This is a genomic window from Weizmannia sp. FSL K6-0777 (assembly GCF_038593185.1).
Lineage (GTDB): Bacteria > Bacillota > Bacilli > Bacillales > Bacillaceae_C > Weizmannia > Weizmannia faecalis.
This window is the reverse complement of the sequence record NZ_CP151971.1, coordinates 1,334,793-1,355,427: the sequence shown is the minus strand read 5'-3', so window position 1 is coordinate 1,355,427 and position 20,635 is coordinate 1,334,793. Positions and strand designations below refer to the sequence as shown.

The window sequence follows — 20,635 nt, the reverse complement described above, 5'->3', positions numbered from 1 at the left end:
AAGCCGCACGAGCAGTCGTAAAAATCGCCGGCCTGATTTTTATCCCTGCCGGCCCGCTTGTGGCACGGGCGCTTCTTTTTAAACACGGCGCTGATTCGCCTGTTTAAGACGTTTGAAAAGCGAGGTCGGTTGATTCTTCCAGTTTGACCGACACAAGCTTCGATACGCCGGATTCCTGCATCGTAACCCCGTAGAGGACGTCCGCTTCCTCCATCGTTCCTTTCCGGTGGGTGATGACAATAAACTGGGTTTCCGCACTGAATTGTTTCAAATATTTGCTAAACCGGTATACATTGGCTTCATCCAGCGCAGCTTCCACTTCATCGAGAATGCAAAACGGCACCGGGCGCACACGCAAAATCGCAAACAAAAGCGCGATCGCGGTCAGCGCTCTTTCGCCGCCTGAAAGCAGCCCGAGATTTTGCAGTTTTTTCCCCGGCGGCTGCGCGAAAATTTCCACGCCTGTCGTAAGCAAATCTTTCGGATCCGTCAGCCGCAAATCCGCTCTCCCACCGCCAAAAAGCTCGCGGAAAACGGGTTCGAATTCGTTCCGGATGGCGTTAAACGTCTCATCGAACCGGCGGACCATTTCGCCGTCCATTTCCGTAATCACCTGGTCAAGGGTGTCTTTTGCTTCAAGCAGGTCGGTCTCCTGTTCTTTTAAAAACTGGTAACGTTCCGATACGCGCTCATATTCTTCGATCGCGCCGAGATTGACGGCGCCAAGCTCATCAATCGACAGTTTGATCAGCTTCACTTTTTTGCGTGCTTCCTCCAGGGAAACATTGAGCGGGCGGGCTTCTTTCGCGGCTTCAAAGGTGAGCGTGTATTCTTCGCGGAGCCTTTGAAGCCGGTTCTCAAGTTCCACATCCAGCCGGTTTGCTTTGACTTCTTCATCCTGAATGGCCTGCTGGAGCCCTTTTTGCTGCCGTTTCCATTCCTTCAGGCCGCGTTCCAGGTCTTCCATCTCTGCTGTCAGCCGGGCCCGTTCTTCCCTGCGCACGGCGATAAAGGCGAGCGTATCGTTTTTGTCACGCGCTTTTTGTTCGGCCGCTTCTGCCAGTTCGCTTTCCGACATGTGATGCTTCTTCGATTCGTCCGTAAGAAAGTGGTACTGCTCATCGTAACGCGCTTTACGTGACGTCCACTCCTTTATTTCACGGTCGAGCCGCGCAAGCTCTTCGCGGTCGCGCGCCGCCTGTTCCATCTTTACGGCAAGCGTCGATTTTAAATCGCTCAGTTCGCCCTGGAGCCTGCTTTTTGCCGTCGAATCATCGTTTTTCTTTACGGTCAGGGCTTCAATTTCCGCTTCCAGTTGCTGCGCTTTTTCGCCGGTACGCGCCAGCATATCTTCCAGTTCGCCGATCCGTTTACGGGCTTCATCCTGCTGCTTTTCCGCCTCTTGTTTTTCCATATCGTAGACGAGCAGGTGCTCATCCAGATTTTTTTCCTCAACCGCAAGCCGTTCCAGTTCCGCTTTCGCCTGCTGTTCTCCAAGTCTCAGCGCTTCGCCGTTTTTCCTCGCTTCATCCAGCTCCTGTTGCATGCGGGAAGCTTCGGCTTTCAATGCTTTGACTTCCGTTTCAAGCGCCATCGTTGTTTTTTCCATGCCGGCAAGCTTTTCTTTTAATGCTTCCAGTTCGCTTTTTCTCGAAAGGAGTGACACACTGTTTTGTTTCGAAGCCCCGCCTGTCATCGAGCCGCCCGGATTAACAACATCCCCGTCAAGCGTCACGATGCGGTAGCGGTAGCCGAGCATTTTGGCGATTTTGTTTGCACTTTTTAAATCACGGACTACAAGGACATGGCCGAGCAGATTGGACACAATGGACTGGTAGCGGCTTTCAAAGCGGACAAGCTCCGCGCACACGCCGACGTACGCCTCTTCATTGCGGAGCGGTTTGAGGCTTGCTTCCGGAATGGCCCGCGGCTTAATAATATCGAGCGGCAAAAAAGTCGCCCGCCCGGCCTTTCGTTCTTTTAAAAATGCAATGGCGTGCCGCGCATGCCGTTCCGTTTCTGTCACAATATGCTGCATCGAAGCACCCAGTGCTGTTTCAACCGCTTTTTCGTAAGGCGCGGGCACCCGGACCAGTTCAGCCACAGCACCTTCAATGCCTTCCAGCTGTTTGCCGCGGGCTTTCAAAATTGCACGCACGCCTTGGTAAAAGCCGGTATAATCTTCTTCCATCTCTTCAAGCGTTTCTTTCCGTGATTTCGCTTTTTGCAAATATTGGTATGCCTGATACAGATTGGACTCCTGTTTTTGATACCGACTGTTTACGGATTCCAGCTGCCTTTGCTTTTCCATATAGGCACCGGCTGCCGCTTCCAGCTCCTGTTTGATTTTTGCAAGGCGGCCGGTCGCCATTTTTTTCTTTTCCCGCACTTTTTCCCGTTCTTCGACATATTTCCGGTTGTCGGCTTCAAGCCGGCTGAGGCGGTTTAACGACGTTTGCAGCTGCTGCATAAGCAGGCGCTTTTCATTTTTTCCGCTTGCCTGCTCATTCAGCAGTTCAATATAGTCGCTTTTTAAAGACTCAATTTTTCCCTCCAGATTCGTGCTGAGGCGGAAAAGGCCCGCTTCCTTCTCTTTCACGCTTTCTTTCAGGGACGATAAGGCTTGTTCATTTTCCGCCGCCGTTTGCAAAAGCTTTTCCTTTTGGGCTTCCAGTTCTTTTAAAGCGTTCTCCGCTTCATTTATATTTTTCTCAAGCTGGGCTTTGTTCTCGCTGGCGTTCTTTTTGCGTTCCTTCAGCACTTCTTTTTGCCCTTCGAGTTTTTCCAGCTCTTCTGTCGCTTGAAGCAGCACATTCTGCAAGTCTTGAATCGATTCATCGAGCGCGTCCAGCTGATTGCGCTTTTCTTCCAGCTGTGCTTCCTGTTTGCGGATTTCGGAAGAGAGCCCCGCTTCTTTATCCCGGTGTGCTTCAAGCTGCGATTTAAGCGATTCCCACTCGCCATGCAATGATTCTATTTCATACGCCAAAACGGCAATTTCATAATTTTTCAATGCTTCCTTTTGTTCCAGATAATCTTTTGCGACCGATGCCTGCATTTTCAACGGCTCAAGCTGGCTTTCCAGTTCATACAGAATGTCGCTAACACGGTTTAAGTTATCCTGCGTTTCGGCAAGCTTCACTTCCGCCTTTTTCTTGCGCGTCTTATATTTTAAAACGCCGGCTGCCTCTTCAAAAATGCTGCGGCGTTCTTCCGCTTTGCTGTTTAAAATTTCTTCCACTTTCCCCTGGCTGATAATGGAAAAAGCTTCTTTGCCAAGGCCGGAATCCATAAACAATTCCACAATATCCTTCAACCGGCATTGCTGTTTATTGATATAAAACTCGCTTTCCCCTGAACGGTACACCCGCCTTGTCACGCTCACTTCCTGGTAATCAATTGGAAGGGCGCGGCCTTCGTTTTCAAGCGTTAACGTCACTTCTGCAAAATTCAGTGGTTTTCTTGTATCGCTGCCGGCAAAAATAACATCTTCCATCTTTCCACCGCGCAGGCTTTTCGCTGATTGTTCACCGAGCACCCAGCGGACGGCGTCGATCACATTGCTTTTGCCGCTGCCGTTCGGGCCGACAACCGCTGTCACGCCCGGAACAAATTCAAAGGAAATCCGGTCCGCAAATGACTTAAATCCGATCACATCGAGACGTTTCAGAAACAATCCGTTCCCCCTCCATTCTTTACGGCTTCTTTTTTTCTTCTTTCTGCAAATTGGATAAAGCCGTTTGCGCAGCCTGCTGTTCCGCTTCTTTTTTGGAGCGGCCTTTTCCTGTCCCGAGCGCTTTATTGTTTAGCGACACGCTGGAGATGAACTCCTTGTCATGCGCAGGGCCGCGTTCATCGAGAATCGTGTATTCCAACACACCGGATGTTCTTTTTTGGACGTACTCCTGCAACTTGCTTTTATAATCCGCCGTGCTGCTGAAGAGCCCCTCGTCTATTTTCGGGAATACAACTTTTTCAAGAAGGGAAACAACAGCCTTTAACCCCTTGTCCAAATAAAGCGCGCCGATAAACGCTTCAAACACATCGGCTAAAAGAGCCGGGCGCGTTCTGCCGCCGGTCATTTCCTCGCCTTTACCGAGCAGGATATACTCGCCGAAATGCAGCTCATTGGCAAAAATGACAAGCGACGGCTCACAGACGACGGACGCCCGCAATTTCGTCATTTCCCCTTCGTTCATCGACGGGAACCGATTAAATAAATAATGGGAAACGGTCAGTTCCAGGACGGCGTCGCCTAAAAATTCAAGCCTTTCATTGTCGTGCCTGCGCTTTTCCGGATGCTCGTTCACATAGGAGGAATGCGTAAAAGCCTGTTTCAGCAGGTTTACGTCTTGAAAATGGATCCCGAGTTGTTCCTGCAGGTTGCCGAATTTGTTTACTACATGTTCTTCATCTGATTTTATTTTTTTACCCATCGTTCATCCACCCGATATCTTGATATAGTTTCAACTTAACTTAAATATATAGAAAAATACTGCTGAACGCAAAGGCATCTCCCAGGACCCGGGCGGTCGTAAATAGGCAAAAAGGGATCGCGCTTTTTTGCCCATTTACCATCCTCAGGCAGGAGACGATTGACGCCGGATTAGAGAAAAATGTCCCGCTTTATGGGGCGGGACATTTTACATGAAGACGATTACTGCTGATTTTGTATGTAATTTACAGCGTCACCCACTGTTACAATTTTCTCAGCATCCTCGTCAGAAATTTCCATTCCGAATTCATCTTCCAATTCCATCACCAATTCCACTACATCAAGGGAATCAGCGCCAAGATCTTCTTTGAATTTCGCTTCCAGTGTAACTTTGGATTCTTCGACACCAAGGCGGTCAACGATGATCTTTGTCACACGCTCTAATACGTCTGCCATGCGGTTCACCTCCCCTCAAGGTATTATAGAGGATTTTTTATAATTAATAAAGCGAAACTTAAAAACAAGCTTTGCCGCGACCGTTACATGACCATTCCGCCATCGACGTGGATCGTTTGCCCGGTAATGTAGTCGGAACTGCTGCTTGCCAAAAACAGGGCAGTCTTTGCTACATCTTCCGGCTTGCCGAAACGGGAAAGTGGGATTTGGCCCAGCATGCCTTCTTTGATGTCTTCCGTCAGCTTATCGGTCATATCCGTTTCAATCATGCCCGGGGCAATGGCGTTTACAGTAATACCGCGGCTTGCCAGCTCACGCGCCGCCGTTTTTGTAAGCCCAATGACGCCGGCTTTGGCAGCGGTATAATTGGCCTGACCGGGGTTGCCGCTGATACCGACAACCGAGGCAATATTAATGATTTTGCCGCTCCGCTGCTTCATCATCGGCCGCGCCGCCGCTTTTGTGCACAGGAAGACCCCTTTTAAATTGGTATCGATGACTGCATCCCATTCTGCTTCTTTCATCCTCATCAAAAGGTTATCACGGGTGATGCCGGCGTTATTCACCAATATATCAAGTTTGCCGAATTTTTCCAGCACCTGTCTGAACATTTCCTGCACTTCCGATTCATTCGAAACATCAGCCCGGATGGAAAAGGCTTCCACACCATAAGAACGGACGGCGTTTACCACTTCTTCCGCTTTTTCAGCATTCCCTGCATAGTTGACCACAACATGCGCGCCGGAAGCGGCAAACGCAAGCGCGATTTCGTGGCCGATGCCGCGGGACGCACCGGTCACAAGCGCAACTTTGTCTTTTAAAAGCATTCGGTCTCCTCCTCCATTATTTTTGCAGCGCGCCAACCGCAGCTTCCAGGGTTTCCATATCCTGGACGGCATATGTTTTTACGCTGCGGTCAATTTTCCGGATTAATCCGGAAAGCACTTTGCCCGGCCCGACTTCAATAAAGGTATCAACGCCGAGGCTGATCATTTTTTTGACAGAATCTTCCCATAAAACAGGGGAATAGAGCTGGCGGATACAATTTGCTTTGATGTCCTGAGCGCCCGTTTCCACTTCGGCATCAACATTGGCGATCACAGGAACCGCCGCATCCCGGATAGCAATTTCGTCAAGAACCGCCTTATATTTTTCCGCTGCCGGCTCCATCAATTTGGAGTGGAAAGGCCCGCTTACCTGAAGCGGGAGGACGCGTTTCGCCCCTCTTTCCTTGGCAAGGGCGCCCGCTTTCTCAATTCCGGCAGCTGTCCCGGAAATGACTATCTGGCCGGGACAGTTCAAATTCGCGAGCTGGACCGTTTCCCCTTCACGGCTCACTTCATCTGCAACTTCCTCTAGCACGCCGCGGTCAAGCCCGAGCACGGCGGACATTGCCCCGGCACCGTTCGGGAATGCTTCATCCATATATTCGCCACGTTTGCGTACCGCATATACGGCATCTTCAAAAGACAAAGCGCCGGCTGCCACAAGCGCCGAATATTCGCCAAGGCTGTGCCCGGCTGTGAAATCTGCATGGATGCCCGCTTCCTGAAGCACCTGTAAAATCGCAGTGCTTACCGTTAAAAGGGCCGGCTGGGCATTTTCGGTACGGGTCAGTTTGTCCAGCGGGCCGTTTTGAATGAGCCCGGATAAGTCCATCCCAAGCTTTTCATCTGCTTTTTGAAAAACAGCCGCCGCTTTTTCATTTGCACCGGCAACCGACTGCCCCATGCCAACCGTCTGGGATCCCTGCCCCGGAAAAACAAATGCTATTTTCCCCATCTCTTTTCCTCCATCCTTACTTTTGTTCAAGTTGTTGAATTGCGTGTTTGATTTTGCCGGTGACGTCAGACTGTACCATTTCACGCGCCTGCCGCACCGCATTGTAAATTGCATTGGCGTTTGATGACCCGTGTGCTTTAATGACGGGCGCATTCAGCCCCATTAAACCCGATCCGCCGTATTCCGAGTAGTCCATGATATTTTTCAGGCCTGACAGTTCTGATTTGATCATCGCAGCGGCCAGTTTTGTCTTCAGATTGTGCATGAACACTTTTTTGATCATGGAAAACAAGGATCCGGCCGTACCTTCAATCGTTTTCAGCACCATATTGCCGGTAAACCCGTCTGTGACAACGACATCCGCCGCCCCCTCGAGCAAGTCGCGGGCTTCAACATTGCCGGTAAAATTCAAATCAGTTTCTTTTAAAAGTTGAAATGCTTTTTTTGTTAATTCATTGCCTTTCTTTTCTTCTGTTCCGATATTTAAGAGGCCGACGCGCGGATTTTTTAAGCCTCTTACCTTTTCGGCATACAGCGAGCCCATGATGGCAAACTGCAGCAAATGTTCCGGCTTGGCTTCCGCGTTTGCGCCGAGATCGAGCATGACAAAACCGCGCCCGTCCGTTGTCGGGAGCACCGGGGCAAGGGCCGGCCTTTCAATACCTTCAATCCTGCCAACCACAAAGAGACCGGATGCCATTAGAGCGCCCGTATTTCCGGCCGAGATGCACGCGTCCGCTTCCCCGTCTTTCACGGCTTGGGCCATACGCACCATGGAAGAATTTTTTTTGCGGCGAACTGCCCGCACCGGTTCGTCTGTTCCAGATATTACCTCATCGGTATGGATAACGGCAACGCGGTCAGACGTTTCCAGTTCCTTCCTGATTTGCGTTTCGTCCCCGAACAGGATAAACGCCGTGTCCGGAAATGCGTTTACAGCCCGGTTAATCCCTTGTACAATTTCTTTTGGGGCATAATCCCCGCCCATTGCATCAATTGCTAATTTCATTCTGTTCAGCCCCGTTTCTAAAATCAAGCTTTTCCCGTGCGAAAGTTTTCCCGGCCATGCCGCAACCGGGGTTGCCGGTCCCCGGGAAAATGGTTTACCTGTCCGCGAAGCATAGTTAAGCACTGCCGCCTTTTCCGGCATGATCCCGATACATTTCAAATTCGCCTTTAAAGACGAGGTCACGGCCGACATAGCTTTCAACAAACACAGTCGTTCTGCCGTTTTCCTGATTGACGTTCGCCACTTTTGCCTTGGCAATGACGCGGTCGCCGATTTTCGCGGACCGCAAAAACCGGATGGTGGCTTTCGCCGTGAGGGCCAGTTCATCATCAATAACGGCAACGGCAAGCGAGTTGGCCTGCGCAAACAGATGATGCCCGCGGGCGATGGCGTTTCGCTTAAAAACATGTTCTTTTTTGACATCAAAAATAGAGATGGCGCTGCGATCCAATTCGATATCGATCACTTCCCCGACGACTTCTTCGATCGGCAGCGCCCTTACTTCATTGGCGAACCGCTTTTCAGCAACGTTTTTGATCCTTTCCCGCAGTTCCGGAATGGAAAGCTCCAGCCGGTCAAGGCGGATCGTCTGCACGCTGACATGGTATTTTTCCGCCAGTTCTTCATCTGTGATAAAAGGATTCTGCCTGATGGTTTCCTGCAAACTTTGCTGCCGGTCCTTTTTTTTCATTTTCATGGGTGACACCATCCGAAATTTTAGGACTTGGTACTAATCGTAGTATATAGAAAGAAAAGGAAGTTTGCAAGAATTGCCAAAGCTGCCCTGGCAAAACGCAAACTCCCTTTAGTCCAGTTTCTCCCCTTCGAGCACACCTGATGCTTCAAGCTGGCGCCGCAAGTGTGAAAAAGCCGGGTCATGCCAGAATGTATCGGAACTGATCAATTGCTGCGCATCCTGCCTGGCTGTTTCAAGCGCCCGGAAATCATGGACCATATCGGCCACTTTAAATTCCGGCAGCCCGCTTTGTTTTTTTCCGAAAAAATCGCCGGGTCCGCGAAGCTCGAGATCTTTTTCGCTCAAAACAAAGCCGTTGTCCGTTTCCGTCATAATTTTCATCCGCTCTTTGCCGATTTCTGTTTTCGGGTCGGCGAGCAAAATACAATACGATTGCGCATCGCCTCTGCCGACACGGCCGCGCAACTGGTGAAGCTGGGCAAGGCCGAACCGTTCGGCATCATAAATGACCATAATGGTCGCATTCGGCACATTGACCCCGACTTCGACAACCGTTGTCGACACAAGCACCTGAATTTCGTTGCGGCTGAACGCTTTCATGACTGCTTCCTTTTCGTCACCCGGCAGCCTGCCATGCATCAGCCCGGCTGTATACCTGCCATTAAAATATTGGTTTAAAATGGCATACACATCAATCGCGTTCTGGACGTCAAGCTTATCGGATTCCTCGATGAGCGGACAAATGACATACGCCTGTCTGCCTTTTTTGAGCTCTTTTTCGATAAAGCCGAGCACCCTTTCGAACAGATTGTTTTTCACCCAGTACGTTTCAATCTTTTTCCGGCCAGCTGGCATCTGGTCAATGACAGAAACATCCATTTCGCCGAACACGGTGATGGCAAGCGTCCGCGGAATGGGCGTCGCCGTCATAAAAAGCACATCCGGATTCATCCCTTTTTCGCGAAGGATCCGTCTTTGCTCAACCCCGAACCGGTGCTGTTCATCTGTGATCACAAGGCCGAGCCGCGAAAATGCCACATCTTCCTGAATTAAAGCATGCGTGCCGATTAAAATATCGATACCGCCAGTTCCAAGCTGTTCCAAAAGCGCTTTTCGCCGTTTCCCTTTTACGGTGCTCGTCAGTAAAGCGACCTGGACGCCGTGCGGTTCGAGCAGCTGGCAAAGCGATTCGGCATGCTGCTCGGCGAGAATTTCCGTCGGGACCATCAGTGCCCCTTGAAATCCCGCCGTCACCGCAGCGTATAGCGCAATCGCAGCAACGACCGTCTTCCCGGAGCCGACATCCCCCTGGAGTAAACGGTTCATGCGGAACGGCGACTTCATGTCCGCGCAAATTTCGTTTACCACTCTTTTCTGGGCGGCCGTCAATGAAAACGGCAAGGAGTCGATAAAATGTCTTAATTTCCGCACATCATAGCGGATGGCCCGGCCGTTTGAATGTTCGCGCTCGAATTTCCTTAACGCCTGCATCTTCAGCTGAAAAGCCAAAAACTCTTCGTATACAATGGTCCTTCTCGCCATTTTCACTTCTTGTTCCGATTTTGGGAAGTGCATCGCAAACATGGCCTGCTTTTTCGGCATTAATTTATATTTTGCAAGCATTTCTGCCGGGAGCGCCTCTTCGATTTCACTGCCATAAGCATGAAAGGCGGATTGAATGTATTTGCGCAACGTTTTTACCGTCATTTTTCCTTTCACCGCATAGACGGGCCCGAATCCGGACGTTTGATCAGCCGTGCCTGTTTTTACGGATTGGGCCGTAATCGTCTGCCGGTGCATGTCCCATTTTCCGGTAACCGTAATCTCATCATGGACATGGATTTTCTTTTTCAAATACGGCTGGTTAAAACAGACAACCGTAATGAGAAAATCGCCTGCGAACACTTTCATCGACAGGCGTGACCGTTTTTTTGAATAATAGATGAGGGAGGGTTCGCTATGCACCCTCCCCGTCACCGTCACCCGTTCATCATGCCCGACTTCACGCAAATCTTTGAGCCGGTCATCTTCATACCGGAAAGGAAAATAAGTAAGCAGGTCATAGATGGTAAAAATCCCCATCTGCCCGAGGCTTGCTTCCGTTTCTTCGCCGATCCCTTTTAAAACGGATACCGGCAGATCAAGCGGGCTATTCATGCAGATCAAGCGGCATACCGAAAATTTTGGCTTCCAGTTTCCGGGCGGTCGGCGTATCCGCCAAGCCTCCCCGCGCTGTTTCTTTGAGCGCAGTCGGCATCTGCTGCCCGACGCGGTACATCGCATCAATCACTTCATCGCAAGGGATCCGGCTTTTAATGCCGGCAAGCGCCATATCTGCCGCAACCATTGCATTGGCCGCCCCCATTGCATTCCGTTTCACGCATGGTACTTCCACAAGACCGGCAACAGGATCGCATACGAGGCCGATCATATTTTTCAACGTAATGGCCATCGCATGGGCACATTGATCCGGTGTGCCGCCCGCCATCTCAACGATAGCCGCGGCAGCCATCCCGGCGGCTGATCCGACTTCTGCCTGGCAGCCGCCTGCTGCGCCGGAAATAAACGCATTATTGGCCACCACAAAACCGAATGCGCCGGCTGTAAATAAGAAACGGACCATTTCTTCACGCGTCGGATGCAGTTTGTTTTTGACCGCAAAGAACGTTCCCGGCACGACGCCGGCAGAACCGGCTGTCGGCGTTGCGCAAATCGTTCCCATTGCCGCGTTCACTTCATTTGTCGCAACGGCTTTGCTGACGGCATCCAAAATGGTGGCGCCGGATAAGAAATTGCCTTTTTCAATATATTTTTGCAGCAGTACGGCATCGCCGCCCGTAAGCCCTGAGTGGGAGTGGACGCCGGCAATCCCTTTTTCAACTGCTTTTTCCATCACAGCCAGATTTTCATCCATCTTTTTTATGATGGCTTCCCTCGATTTTCCGGTTACTTCCATTTCTTGCTCTATCATAATTTCCGAGATTTTTTTATTTTGCTGTTCGGCCAGTTCTACAAGCTCAGCAACATTCCGAAACATAATTTCCCTCCTTCAATATCCATGCTGCTTCTCCTGGCACAGGCAAGGATGCACGCACATTTTTTAAAGACAGCCAAAAGAAAGCGCCACCTGCTTAGCAGCTGCGCTTTTTTCTCACTATTAATCTACAACTCTTGCAACCTGGGTAATATTCGGGAGCTGCTTCATCTCTTCAATGACGGCGTCATCGAGATTCTGGTCCACTTCGATAGCCATCAAGGCCATCTTTCCGGCTTCTTTGCGCGATACTTCCATATGGCCGATATTGATTTCATGTGCTGATAAAATATTGGATACGGCCGCAATCGCCCCGTAGCGATCCTGGTGAACGACGAGCACAGCCGGATGGTGGCCGGATAAATGCAGTTCAAAGCCGTTCAGTTCTGTCACTTCAATTTTTCCGCCGCCGATTGAGATACCGGTCAGTTCCATATCTCCCGATGCGTCGCCCATCCGGATCTTTACCGTGTTCGGGTGATCCGTGACGGCGCTTTCCACGAAAAACTTTACCGAAAGTCCGTGCTGTTCCGCAATCTGAAGAGAAGATTTGATCCGTTCATCATCCGTGTCAAAATCGAGCAGGCCGCCGACAATGGCAACGTCTGTGCCGTGACCTTTATAGGTGGTCGCGAACGATCCGTAAAAATGGATGTCTGCCCACTGTGGCTGCCTGCCGAATAAGCTTCTCGCCACCCGACCGATGCGCGCGGCACCTGCTGTATGGGAGCTCGAGGGCCCGATCATCACCGGGCCGATAATATCAAAAACACTTTTATATTTCATTGCGCATCACACCCACATTATTGTGTTTTTTCGCGATTTCAATCTTGGTGGGTGCGCCCCGTTTTTCAGACCGCACCCGCCGTTGTGCTGATTTTAAAGTTTGCCGGGCAAAACCGGGTTGGTTCGGCCGGCTCGCCCGAACTGGAACCTTTTTACCAAAAAAGAATGGATGAAAGCTTTGCACTTGAAAGCGCTGCAACAGATGAAAACAAACAGCAGCGGATGGTGCATTTTTTCGTATTCAGCAAGCTCTTTTTATAATATGCGGGCAAGCAATCTTATTCCACTGCCAAAATAAAGGAATATAACGGCTGCCTGCCTTCATGGACTTCGATTTCTATCTCCGGCCAGTTGGTTTCAATATAGGAAACGAGTTCGTTTACCTGTTCCTTGCTGACATCTTTTCCGTATATGACGGTGGCAATTTCATCTTCCGCGCCGATCATGTGCGAAAGCAGCTGCCCGGATGCTTCCAACAGGGCAGGACTCGTTTTGACGATTTTCCCTTCGTAAATCCCCATATAATCCCCTTTTTTGATGGAGATGCCGTCAATATTCGTATCCCTGACCGCATTGGTAACCTGGCCGGATTTCACGCGGCCGAGCGCTTCTTCCATTGCTTGGACGTTTTTGTCAAACGGCTGTCCGGGGTTAAATGCGAGCAGCGCCGCCATTCCCTGCGGCACGGTTTTAGACGGGACAATAGCCACTTTTTCTTCCGCTAGTTCCGCTGCCTGCTCGCTTGCCATGACAATATTTTTATTGTTCGGTAAAATGATGATTTGTTTTGCGTTTGCCTCTTCAATGGCTTTCAATATGTCCTCGGTGCTCGGGTTCATCGTCTGGCCGCCTTCAATGACAACATCGGCGCCGATGCTTTTAAACAGCGCAGCGATTCCGTCCCCCATGGCAACCGTAATCACACCGTAATCTTTCTTTTCTTTTTTCTCCTGTTCCGCTCCGTTTTCGCCAACAAGCGCATGATGCGTTTCGCCCACTATCGCGCTGTGCTGCTCGCGCATATTGTCCACTTTTAACTTAATGAGGCTGCCGTATTGCTGGCCGTAGTTCAAAACATCACCCGGGCGCTCAGTGTGGACATGGACTTTCACGATATCATCATCCGAAATGACCAAGAGGGAATCCCCGAAACGGCTCATATCACTGCGGAACCGCTCCTCCGAGAATGTCTTGGCGGACGGTTTGGAGCGGTCGAGCCTGACCATGATTTCCGTGCAGTACCCATATTTGATATCTTCCGTACGCATAAAGTCCTGCACATGCTTATGGTGTTCGGCGTTTACGAGCTCGTCCATTGACGGCATGACGGACGGTGTATCCGGCAGCTCTTCCCCTTTTAACTCGGCAAGAAAGCCTTCATAAATAAAAACAAGCCCCTGGCCGCCGCTGTCGACCACGCCGACTTCTTTTAACACCGGCAACATGTCCGGCGTCCGGCTCAGCGTCGTTTTCGCTTCCCCGAGGATCGCTTCCATGACTGCCGCCAGATCCTTTTCGGTTTTCGCCGTTTGCACGCCTTTTTTGGCCGCTTCCCTTGCAACGGTGAGAATCGTTCCTTCAACCGGCTTCATGATCGCCTTAAAAGCGCTCTCGATCCCGGCCTGAAAAGCCGCTGCAAACTCTTTTGCGGAAATATGCGCTTTTGTTTCAATCGATTTGGAGAAGCCGCGGAACAGCTGGGATAAAATCACGCCCGAATTGCCCCGCGCGCCCATCAGCAGCCCTTTTGCAAAACTTGCGGCAACGGACCCGATATGCGCCTGGACATTTTTTTGCACTTCCTTTGCACCGGAAGTCATCGTTAAATTCATATTTGTTCCCGTATCGCCATCAGGGACAGGGAATACATTCAGGGCGTCAACCGTTTTGGCATTTGCCGCAAGATGGTTCGCCCCTTGTATGACCATTTCTGCAAAACGCTTTCCATCCAGTGATGTAACCACAAAATTTCCTCCTCGTTACGGGTTCGCGACACGCACGCCCTGAACGTAAATATTAATGGCGTCAACTGATAAGCCGACTGTTTGATTCAGCGTATATTTTACTTTCTGCTGGACGTTGCGGGCGATTTCGGAAATTTTTGTCCCGTAGCCCACAATGATGTACATGTCAATTTCGACTCTTTCATCCTGTTGACGCACAATGACGCCCCTCGAGAAGTTTTCTTTGCGCAGGATTTCTGTAATGCCGTCTTTAATTTGATTTTTCGAGGCCATGCCAACAATGCCGAAACAGTCGATGGCGGCACCTCCTGCAATCGTGGCGACGACTTCATTCGATATATCAATTTGTCCGTAATGCGTATTTATTTCAATCGGCATAAATCGCTCCCCCTTATCTTCACTGTTTCCAAACCGGATTTGACCTGCTACCGCCATTGTACTATAAGACAGGGTACATGGAAAGCAGAGCAGGTCTGCATTGTTATAGTTTACCACAAAACAGGTTGTCCTGCATGTATCCCTTCCGGCAGGACTTGCATTGTGTCTTCCAATATGATAAATTATTATAGTGAATTTTTAACGAAAAATGAAGAGATGAAAGCATAAATATGTTCTATTTCTGCTTCGCAACAGGAGGAGGGAATACAATGCCGAAAAAATGTGCAATTACAGGACGTAAAACGGTATCCGGCAATAAACGTTCTCACGCCATGAACGCAAACAAACGCACCTGGAAAGCGAACTTGCAAAAAGTGCGCATTCTGGTGGACGGCAAACCGCAACGCGTCTGGGTTTCCGCTCGCGCTTTGAAATCCGGGAAAGTCGAACGTGTATAATGCAAAAACAGGAAACCGGGTATCCGGTTTCCTGTTTTTTTTGCGGCAAAAAAAACCGGCGCGCCGCCGATTTTCCCGCTGTGTAGAATGAACTGCCCCACGAACCGCCATGCGTCCATTTTATCTCTTATCCTTTTTTAAAAGTCCCCAGCATGGCCCTGACAATACCGCCCAAAAATTTCGGCAGTTTAATCGTATAAAATTTCATGTATGTCCCTCCCCATTCAAATACAATCCGGGTCTCCCGCACATTATATTCATGCGTAAGCGAAAAGGATACAGCCTGCTTGTTCATGAAATATCATTAATCATGGCTTCTTACCATCATTAATATGCCGCTTGAAAAAGAAAAAGTACCAAAATCACGGATTAGTTCATTGCTGACACAAAGGGTGGTGCCCCTTACAATATGCCGGTTTTCAAGCGGATACTTAAATCCGGTTAAAGAGATCCCTTCTACCTCTTCCGTCAACGGGAGAAAAGAAACATACGGATACGCATCCATTTTTTCAATCGTATAAGTTCCGGGCAAAAACATTTCCACGAGATTCTGCCTGTCGATCATTTCTATTTTTCCTTTAAATTGCAAAGCTTTTTCATGTACAAGTAAAAGGACATTGGTAAAAGCATGATCGAGCCGTCCGCCGGTAGCGCCAAAAATGCGGATCACATCCGGATCCTGGCTGATTGCCCACATTAAGGCCAGCTCCATATCGGTCTCATCTTTTTCGGGCTGGAATTTGCGGATATGCTCAAGTTTCCGGTTGATCCAGTCCCATTCTTCCTGATTGACAGAATCAAAGTCGCCAAAGGCCATTTCCGGGATGATCCCTTGTTTAAGCAAATGCAGCACGCCCCTGTCTACACCTGCCCATGCCGCTCGTTTGTCCTCCGCATATGGCGCAAGATCCGGCACATTTTCGGGCGGGCCGCCTGCTAAAATATAGATTTTCTTTTCCATGCCTCATTCCCCTTTTATACGACGGATTTAAGACAACCTGATGCTTTGTCCACTCCCCGCGGGTTTTTCATGCAGAAAAAGCCGGATGAACCCCGGCTGTTGTTTTACTGCCCGTATTTTAATGCCTGGATCGCTTTTTTCCGGTTCTTGCTTTTAAAAATATTGGAGCCCGCAACCAGCACCGTTGCACCGGCCTGTGTGCATTTTTGCGCTGTTTCCGGATGGATGCCGCCGTCGACTTCAATGTCAAATGCAAGCCCCTGCTCTTTTTTTAAACGGTGCAGTTTTTCAATTTTCGGGACAACGGATTCAATAAAAGCCTGTCCGCCAAACCCGGGATTGACCGTCATCAGCAATACAAGGCCGACATCCCCCAGTATGGGCGCAATCCATTCGACCGGTGTGGCGGGATTTAAGACAACGCCGGGATTTACACCAAGGGACCGGATTTCCTGGATCGTCCGGTGGAGATGCCTGCACGCTTCCACATGGACAGAAATTGTATCCGCCCCTGCTTTCGCAAAAGCTTCCAAATACTGGTCCGGATTTTCAATCATTAAATGGACGTCGAGCGGAAGCTTTGTGACCGGCCGCACCGCCCCGACAACGAGCGGTCCCATCGTAATGTTCGGCACAAAATGGCCGTCCATTACATCAATATGGATCCAGTCCGCCCCGCCTTCCTCCACATCTTTAATTTCCTCTCCCAGTTTTGCAAAATTTGCAGACAAAATAGAAGGTGCGATTTTTACCATCGTCAATACCTCGGCTTTCTGTTTTTAATTTCCTGAAGAAACTGGATGTAATGGCTGTACCGGAATGAAGCGATCTCCCCTTCGGCCAAAGCAGCTTTGACCGCACAATGTGGCTCGTTTTCATGCAGACAGCCGCGGAACTTGCAGCCGGCCGCTTTTTCACTGATCTCCGGAAAATTATCCCCAAGCTCCGTTAATTCCACACTGTTGAAGTCGAGTGAGCTGAAACCTGGCGTATCTGCGACGAGCCCGCCTCCGACCGGCAACAGTTCAACATGGCGGGTAGTGTGCTTCCCCCTGCCCAGATGCGTGGAAATTTCATTTGTTTTTAAACCCAAAGCAGGGTCCAGGCGGTTGAGAATGGACGTTTTCCCCACTCCGGACTGGCCGCAAAAGACGGTGATTTTTCCTTTCAATGCCGAAAGCAAAGCATCTGCCCCTTCGCCTGCTTTCGCCGACGACAACATAACCGGGTAACCGATTTGCCGGTATACTGCAAGCGTCTCGAGTAGCTTTTCTTTTTCATCCGCGCCTAGGAGATCGCATTTTGTGATTAGAATAAGCGGGCGAATCAGGTTCTTTTCAATCGGGACTAAAAAACGGTCCAAAAGCAGCGTAGAAAAGGCTGGTTCTTTTGCGGAAAAAACCAAAACAGCCTGATCCACATTGGCAATCGGCGGACGGACGAGTTCATTCTTTCTTTCGCCGATGTCCAAAATATAACCTTCCCTCCCGTTTTCTTTTTGGAATTCGACATGGTCCCCGACGAGCGGGGTGATTTTCCTTTTACGGAAGACGCCTCTGCCCCTGCATTGGTAAATTTCGCCGTCTTCACGATTTTTCACATAGTAAAAGCCGCTTAAAGCCTTGATGATTTTTCCTTCTGCCATACATCCACCTCCATCTCTCCGACATTTTCAAACCAGGGGAGGCGCCGGGTTACGGCCCAGCGCTTTCTCAGTTAAGAAAGGATAAATTTTCAATTTCTACTTTCCTAACGCATAAATGCAACGACGGCTCTGCTCTCGCCTAAGGATGGGACGCCCGCATTTTCTTAATTTGGATACGGAACGGTCTCTTCGGCGATGACTTTGCCATCCCTCATGATTTTGTATGTCGCCTCTTTCCCGTATTCAATCGTGAACTCCAGCTGTTTTTTCACCGTTTTCGTAATCTCAAACGTTTGAACAGGTGCGGACATCGAATGGTTCATGTCTTCAATAAAAATTTGCACTTCCTGTTTCGGGTTTTCTTGTGCAGATGCATCTGTTTTGCCGCCGGAATCGTTTCCGTTTGATTCGCTGTTGCTGTCACCGGACTGGCTGTTTCCGTCCGACCCGGAACTTTCGCTATTGTTTTCATTTGTGCTCCCGGCGGAATCCGTGTCCGGCTCATACGGGATCGTTACTTCCTTTGTGACCGTCTTTGGCGGCATTTCTTTCTGTCCTTTGCTGATGGTCACTTTTACGACCGAGCCTTTTTTCAGCTCCGTTCCCGGCTGCGGAGATTGAGATATGACATGGTCCTTTTTCACGGTATCCGAATAATCTTTTCCGGCATATTCAATGGAAAAACCGGATGTTTTTTCATAGGCGTCCAGCTGTTTTTTTGAAAATCCGGTTAAATCCCCAACTGCATAAGTTTCTGGGCCTTTGCTTACAGTAAAGGTAAGCACCGTGTTTTCGGGCACCACTTTTTTATCGGGCGCGGGATCCTGCGATATAATGGTCCCTTGCGAACTGTCATCGTACACTTCTTCTTTATCGATGTCTTTAAAATGTTCGCCAGTCAATAAATTTACGACATCGTCAAACTGCCTGCCGGTATAATCGGACAGGGTAAATGTTTCTTTTCCCGTGCTGATATAAAGGGAAACTTTTGTCCCCTCTTTGATTTTTTCCCCGGCTTCGGGATCCGTTTTGATCACCTGCCCCTTTGGTACCGTTTCGCTTGTTGTTTTAATCTTCTCCCCGGTTTTCAGACCATGCGCCGTAAGCACGGCGGCAGCAGCATCCGCCGTTTTGCCTGATACTGACGGGACGCTGACGGTTTTCGGGCCGAGCAGGGACGGCAGCAACAAGGCGGCAAGGCCGGCAAGCACGACCAGAAAGGCAAGGGTGCCGACAACGAACGGCCATTTTTTCCGCCGTTTTTTCTCTTTTTTGTCCCGCTTTGTGTCCGGTTTCTTTTCCTTTTCATTTTCTCCGGCCGGATTTGCGATAATCGTTTCTTCATTCCGGTCGGGGCCGGCAGCCACTTCGGAAATCACCGGCATAATTTTCGTCTGATCTTCGTCTTCCGGGATAACAAATTTCGGTTCATTCAGCCTTTCCGGCAGGAGTGCGGTGCGGATATCCTCCCCCATTTCTTCGGTGCTGTTATAACGGTAAAACGGATCTTTCGCCGTTGCTTTTAAAACAATATTTTCAACACTTTGGGGAATATCGGGATTCCACCTTTTCGGCGACGGCGTCTCGCTTTGCAAATGTTTTAAAGCAATGGAAACGGCAGATTCCCCGGAAAAAGGAAGCCTTCCCGTTAAAAGCTCGAACATCACGATGCCGAGTGCGTATATATCCGATTTATATGTGGCAACACCGCCCCTTGCCTGCTCGGGGGAAAGATAATGGACCGAACCGAGCACGGCATTTGTCCGGGTGATTGAAGTAGCGGATAAAGCCATGGCAATCCCGAAGTCCGTAATTTTCACAACGCCGTCATGGCTGATTAAAATATTTTGCGGCTTAATGTCACGGTGGATAATATGGTTGTCATGGGCATGTGCGATCGCCGCTGCAAGCTGTCCCATAATGTCCAGCGTTTTCTCAACGGAAACCGGGCCGTTTTGCTGTATGTATTGTTTTAACGTCATGCCCTCGACATTTTCCATGACGATATAATTTAAATCGTCCTCTTCGCCAACATCATAAATACTGACAATATTCGGATGGACCAGGCTCGTTGCCGATTGGGCCTCCCTGTGAAAACGTTGGATAAACTCCGGCTCATTTGCAAAATCCGGGCGCAGCAGTTTGACGGCCACATCACGGTCCAAAATCATATCGCGGGCCAGATAGACGTTTGCCGTGCCGCCGCCGCCGATCAGGCTTTTGACTTTATAGCGGCCGCTGATCCGTCTTCCGATTAACATTAAGGGCACCCGCCTTTATTGCGGCCGGACGAAAGAAGCACAATCGTAATATTGTCTTCCCCACCGTTTTCATTGGCATAATCCACGAGCATGTCCGCTTTCTCCCCAAGCGGCAGATCTTTTTCCAGCACTTCTTTCATCACTTCCGTCGGCACTTTATTCGACAGGCCGTCTGAACAAAGCAGCAAAGTATCATTTTCTTCAAATACAATCGTTTTTAAGTCGGGCGAGATCGAATCTTCCGTCCCGAGCGCTTTCAGGATCACATTTTTATGTGGGTGATTTTCGGCGTCTTCTTTTGAAATCTGGCCGGTTTTGACGAGTTCATTGACCAGCGAATGATCTTCCGTCAGCTGTTGGAAGCCGTTTTCATTAAAAATATAGCCGCGGCTGTCTCCGATATTGGCGATGGAAATAAAGCCTTCGGTGCAGACCGCTGCAACCAGTGTGGTGCCCATTCCTTCGCATTCAGGGTGATGGGCGGCATGTTCAAATAAACGGGCATTCACCTCGCCGATCGTCTCGGAAAGCCACGCCTCCGCGGACTCCGCATCGGCAACCGGGCCGAATTTTTCAAACGCTTCTTTAAAACATTGCACCGTCATGCCGCTCGCAATGTCACCCGCACGATGGCCGCCCATTCCATCCGCAACAATCGCAAGGAGATCACCGCCGGCATTTTCAAAGACTCCTCCACTGTCTTCGTTATGCTGCCTTACTCTGCCCTTGTCCGTTTTGTAGACAGATTCCATTATACCCCCACCTTCAT

The 20,635-nt window shown here is 49.8% G+C and carries 20 protein-coding genes; 2 read left to right on the top strand and 18 right to left on the bottom strand.

What is annotated here, in order from left to right:
- Positions 1-103: 103 nt before the first annotated feature.
- From smc to sdaAB, 10 genes are all read right to left on the bottom strand, one after another.
- Positions 104-3,676: a chromosome segregation protein SMC gene (smc, locus tag NST70_RS06235; protein WP_110133950.1), complete on the bottom strand. Its 3,573-nt coding sequence runs from the start codon at positions 3,674-3,676 to the stop codon at positions 104-106.
- A gap of 19 nt (positions 3,677-3,695) precedes the next feature.
- Positions 3,696-4,436: a ribonuclease III gene (rnc, locus tag NST70_RS06230; RefSeq protein WP_017551508.1), complete on the bottom strand. Its 741-nt coding sequence runs from the start codon at positions 4,434-4,436 to the stop codon at positions 3,696-3,698.
- A gap of 221 nt (positions 4,437-4,657) precedes the next feature.
- Positions 4,658-4,891, bottom strand: a complete 234-nt coding sequence (gene acpP / locus NST70_RS06225; RefSeq protein WP_014095485.1) for an acyl carrier protein — start codon at positions 4,889-4,891, stop codon at positions 4,658-4,660.
- 83 nt (positions 4,892-4,974) lie between these two features.
- Positions 4,975-5,718: a 3-oxoacyl-[acyl-carrier-protein] reductase gene (fabG, locus tag NST70_RS06220; RefSeq protein WP_035189893.1), complete on the bottom strand. Its 744-nt coding sequence runs from the start codon at positions 5,716-5,718 to the stop codon at positions 4,975-4,977.
- A gap of 16 nt (positions 5,719-5,734) precedes the next feature.
- Positions 5,735-6,673, bottom strand: coding sequence for an ACP S-malonyltransferase (fabD, locus tag NST70_RS06215; RefSeq protein ID WP_017551506.1), 939 nt, complete (start codon positions 6,671-6,673; stop codon positions 5,735-5,737).
- Positions 6,674-6,689: 16 nt separating this feature from the next.
- Positions 6,690-7,682 (bottom strand): phosphate acyltransferase PlsX, encoded by a 993-nt coding sequence (gene plsX, locus NST70_RS06210; RefSeq protein WP_026104619.1) that lies wholly within the window; start codon positions 7,680-7,682, stop codon positions 6,690-6,692.
- A 115-nt stretch (positions 7,683-7,797) separates the two neighbouring features.
- Positions 7,798-8,379 carry a transcription factor FapR gene (gene fapR / locus NST70_RS06205; protein WP_017551504.1) on the bottom strand — a complete coding sequence of 194 codons (582 nt, stop codon included), beginning with the start codon at positions 8,377-8,379 and terminating at the stop codon, positions 7,798-7,800.
- Positions 8,380-8,487: 108 nt separating this feature from the next.
- A complete protein-coding gene (gene recG / locus NST70_RS06200; RefSeq protein ID WP_017551503.1) occupies positions 8,488-10,536 on the bottom strand; it encodes an ATP-dependent DNA helicase RecG in 2,049 nt (682 codons plus the stop codon).
- A complete protein-coding gene (gene sdaAA / locus NST70_RS06195) occupies positions 10,529-11,416 on the bottom strand; it encodes an L-serine ammonia-lyase, iron-sulfur-dependent, subunit alpha (RefSeq protein WP_017551502.1) in 888 nt (295 codons plus the stop codon). The genes recG and sdaAA overlap by 8 nt, the downstream gene beginning before the upstream one ends.
- Positions 11,417-11,536: 120 nt before the next feature.
- The gene (sdaAB, locus tag NST70_RS06190; protein ID WP_017551501.1) at positions 11,537-12,199 is read right to left on the bottom strand and encodes an L-serine ammonia-lyase, iron-sulfur-dependent subunit beta; all 663 of its coding nucleotides are present in this window, start codon (positions 12,197-12,199) and stop codon (positions 11,537-11,539) included.
- 51 nt (positions 12,200-12,250) lie between these two features.
- Between sdaAB and NST70_RS06185 the strand changes: the two genes are divergently transcribed.
- Positions 12,251-12,460: a hypothetical protein gene (locus NST70_RS06185; RefSeq protein WP_061577223.1), complete on the top strand. Its 210-nt coding sequence runs from the start codon at positions 12,251-12,253 to the stop codon at positions 12,458-12,460.
- Positions 12,461-12,477: 17 nt separating this feature from the next.
- Here NST70_RS06185 and NST70_RS06180 read toward each other — a convergent pair whose 3' ends face one another.
- Both NST70_RS06180 and NST70_RS06175 read right to left on the bottom strand, forming a co-directional pair.
- Positions 12,478-14,163 (bottom strand): DAK2 domain-containing protein, encoded by a 1,686-nt coding sequence (locus tag NST70_RS06180; RefSeq protein ID WP_017551499.1) that lies wholly within the window; start codon positions 14,161-14,163, stop codon positions 12,478-12,480.
- A 15-nt stretch (positions 14,164-14,178) separates the two neighbouring features.
- Positions 14,179-14,541, bottom strand: a complete 363-nt coding sequence (locus NST70_RS06175) for an Asp23/Gls24 family envelope stress response protein (protein ID WP_013859046.1) — start codon at positions 14,539-14,541, stop codon at positions 14,179-14,181.
- A gap of 269 nt (positions 14,542-14,810) precedes the next feature.
- Between NST70_RS06175 and rpmB the strand changes: the two genes are divergently transcribed.
- Positions 14,811-14,999, top strand: coding sequence for a 50S ribosomal protein L28 (rpmB, locus tag NST70_RS06170; RefSeq protein ID WP_013859045.1), 189 nt, complete (start codon positions 14,811-14,813; stop codon positions 14,997-14,999).
- Positions 15,000-15,126: 127 nt separating this feature from the next.
- Here the strand turns inward: rpmB and spoVM are convergent, their stop codons facing one another.
- From spoVM to NST70_RS06140, 6 genes are all read right to left on the bottom strand, one after another.
- Positions 15,127-15,207: a stage V sporulation protein SpoVM gene (gene spoVM, locus NST70_RS06165; protein ID WP_017551496.1), complete on the bottom strand. Its 81-nt coding sequence runs from the start codon at positions 15,205-15,207 to the stop codon at positions 15,127-15,129.
- A 96-nt stretch (positions 15,208-15,303) separates the two neighbouring features.
- Positions 15,304-15,960 (bottom strand): thiamine diphosphokinase, encoded by a 657-nt coding sequence (locus NST70_RS06160; RefSeq protein ID WP_026684358.1) that lies wholly within the window; start codon positions 15,958-15,960, stop codon positions 15,304-15,306.
- Between the two features lie 104 nt (positions 15,961-16,064).
- Positions 16,065-16,715: a ribulose-phosphate 3-epimerase gene (gene rpe, locus NST70_RS06155; protein WP_014095495.1), complete on the bottom strand. Its 651-nt coding sequence runs from the start codon at positions 16,713-16,715 to the stop codon at positions 16,065-16,067.
- 2 nt (positions 16,716-16,717) lie between these two features.
- Positions 16,718-17,605 (bottom strand): ribosome small subunit-dependent GTPase A, encoded by an 888-nt coding sequence (gene rsgA, locus NST70_RS06150; RefSeq protein WP_014095496.1) that lies wholly within the window; start codon positions 17,603-17,605, stop codon positions 16,718-16,720.
- A gap of 164 nt (positions 17,606-17,769) precedes the next feature.
- A complete protein-coding gene (gene pknB, locus NST70_RS06145) occupies positions 17,770-19,866 on the bottom strand; it encodes a Stk1 family PASTA domain-containing Ser/Thr kinase (protein WP_342475978.1) in 2,097 nt (698 codons plus the stop codon).
- Positions 19,866-20,618: a Stp1/IreP family PP2C-type Ser/Thr phosphatase gene (locus tag NST70_RS06140; protein WP_014095498.1), complete on the bottom strand. Its 753-nt coding sequence runs from the start codon at positions 20,616-20,618 to the stop codon at positions 19,866-19,868. The genes pknB and NST70_RS06140 overlap by 1 nt, the downstream gene beginning before the upstream one ends.
- Positions 20,619-20,635 lie beyond the last annotated feature (17 nt).

Coding starts and splice junctions, on each gene's coding strand:
- recG (WP_017551503.1), bottom strand. CDS start 10,536: ATGAATAGCCCGCTTGATCTGCCGGTATCCGTTTTAAAAGGGATCGGC.
- NST70_RS06160 (WP_026684358.1), bottom strand. CDS start 15,960: ATGGAAAAGAAAATCTATATTTTAGCAGGCGGCCCGCCCGAAAATGTG.
- NST70_RS06175 (WP_013859046.1), bottom strand. CDS start 14,541: ATGCCGATTGAAATAAATACGCATTACGGACAAATTGATATATCGAAT.
- sdaAA (WP_017551502.1), bottom strand. CDS start 11,416: ATGTTTCGGAATGTTGCTGAGCTTGTAGAACTGGCCGAACAGCAAAAT.
- sdaAB (WP_017551501.1), bottom strand. CDS start 12,199: ATGAAATATAAAAGTGTTTTTGATATTATCGGCCCGGTGATGATCGGG.
- plsX (WP_026104619.1), bottom strand. CDS start 7,682: ATGAAATTAGCAATTGATGCAATGGGCGGGGATTATGCCCCAAAAGAA.
- rpe (WP_014095495.1), bottom strand. CDS start 16,715: ATGGTAAAAATCGCACCTTCTATTTTGTCTGCAAATTTTGCAAAACTG.
- rnc (WP_017551508.1), bottom strand. CDS start 4,436: ATGGGTAAAAAAATAAAATCAGATGAAGAACATGTAGTAAACAAATTC.
- acpP (WP_014095485.1), bottom strand. CDS start 4,891: ATGGCAGACGTATTAGAGCGTGTGACAAAGATCATCGTTGACCGCCTT.
- rsgA (WP_014095496.1), bottom strand. CDS start 17,605: ATGGCAGAAGGAAAAATCATCAAGGCTTTAAGCGGCTTTTACTATGTG.
- spoVM (WP_017551496.1), bottom strand. CDS start 15,207: ATGAAATTTTATACGATTAAACTGCCGAAATTTTTGGGCGGTATTGTC.
- fabG (WP_035189893.1), bottom strand. CDS start 5,718: ATGCTTTTAAAAGACAAAGTTGCGCTTGTGACCGGTGCGTCCCGCGGC.
- pknB (WP_342475978.1), bottom strand. CDS start 19,866: ATGTTAATCGGAAGACGGATCAGCGGCCGCTATAAAGTCAAAAGCCTG.
- NST70_RS06140 (WP_014095498.1), bottom strand. CDS start 20,618: ATGGAATCTGTCTACAAAACGGACAAGGGCAGAGTAAGGCAGCATAAC.
- fabD (WP_017551506.1), bottom strand. CDS start 6,673: ATGGGGAAAATAGCATTTGTTTTTCCGGGGCAGGGATCCCAGACGGTT.
- rpmB (WP_013859045.1), top strand. CDS start 14,811: ATGCCGAAAAAATGTGCAATTACAGGACGTAAAACGGTATCCGGCAAT.
- fapR (WP_017551504.1), bottom strand. CDS start 8,379: ATGAAAATGAAAAAAAAGGACCGGCAGCAAAGTTTGCAGGAAACCATC.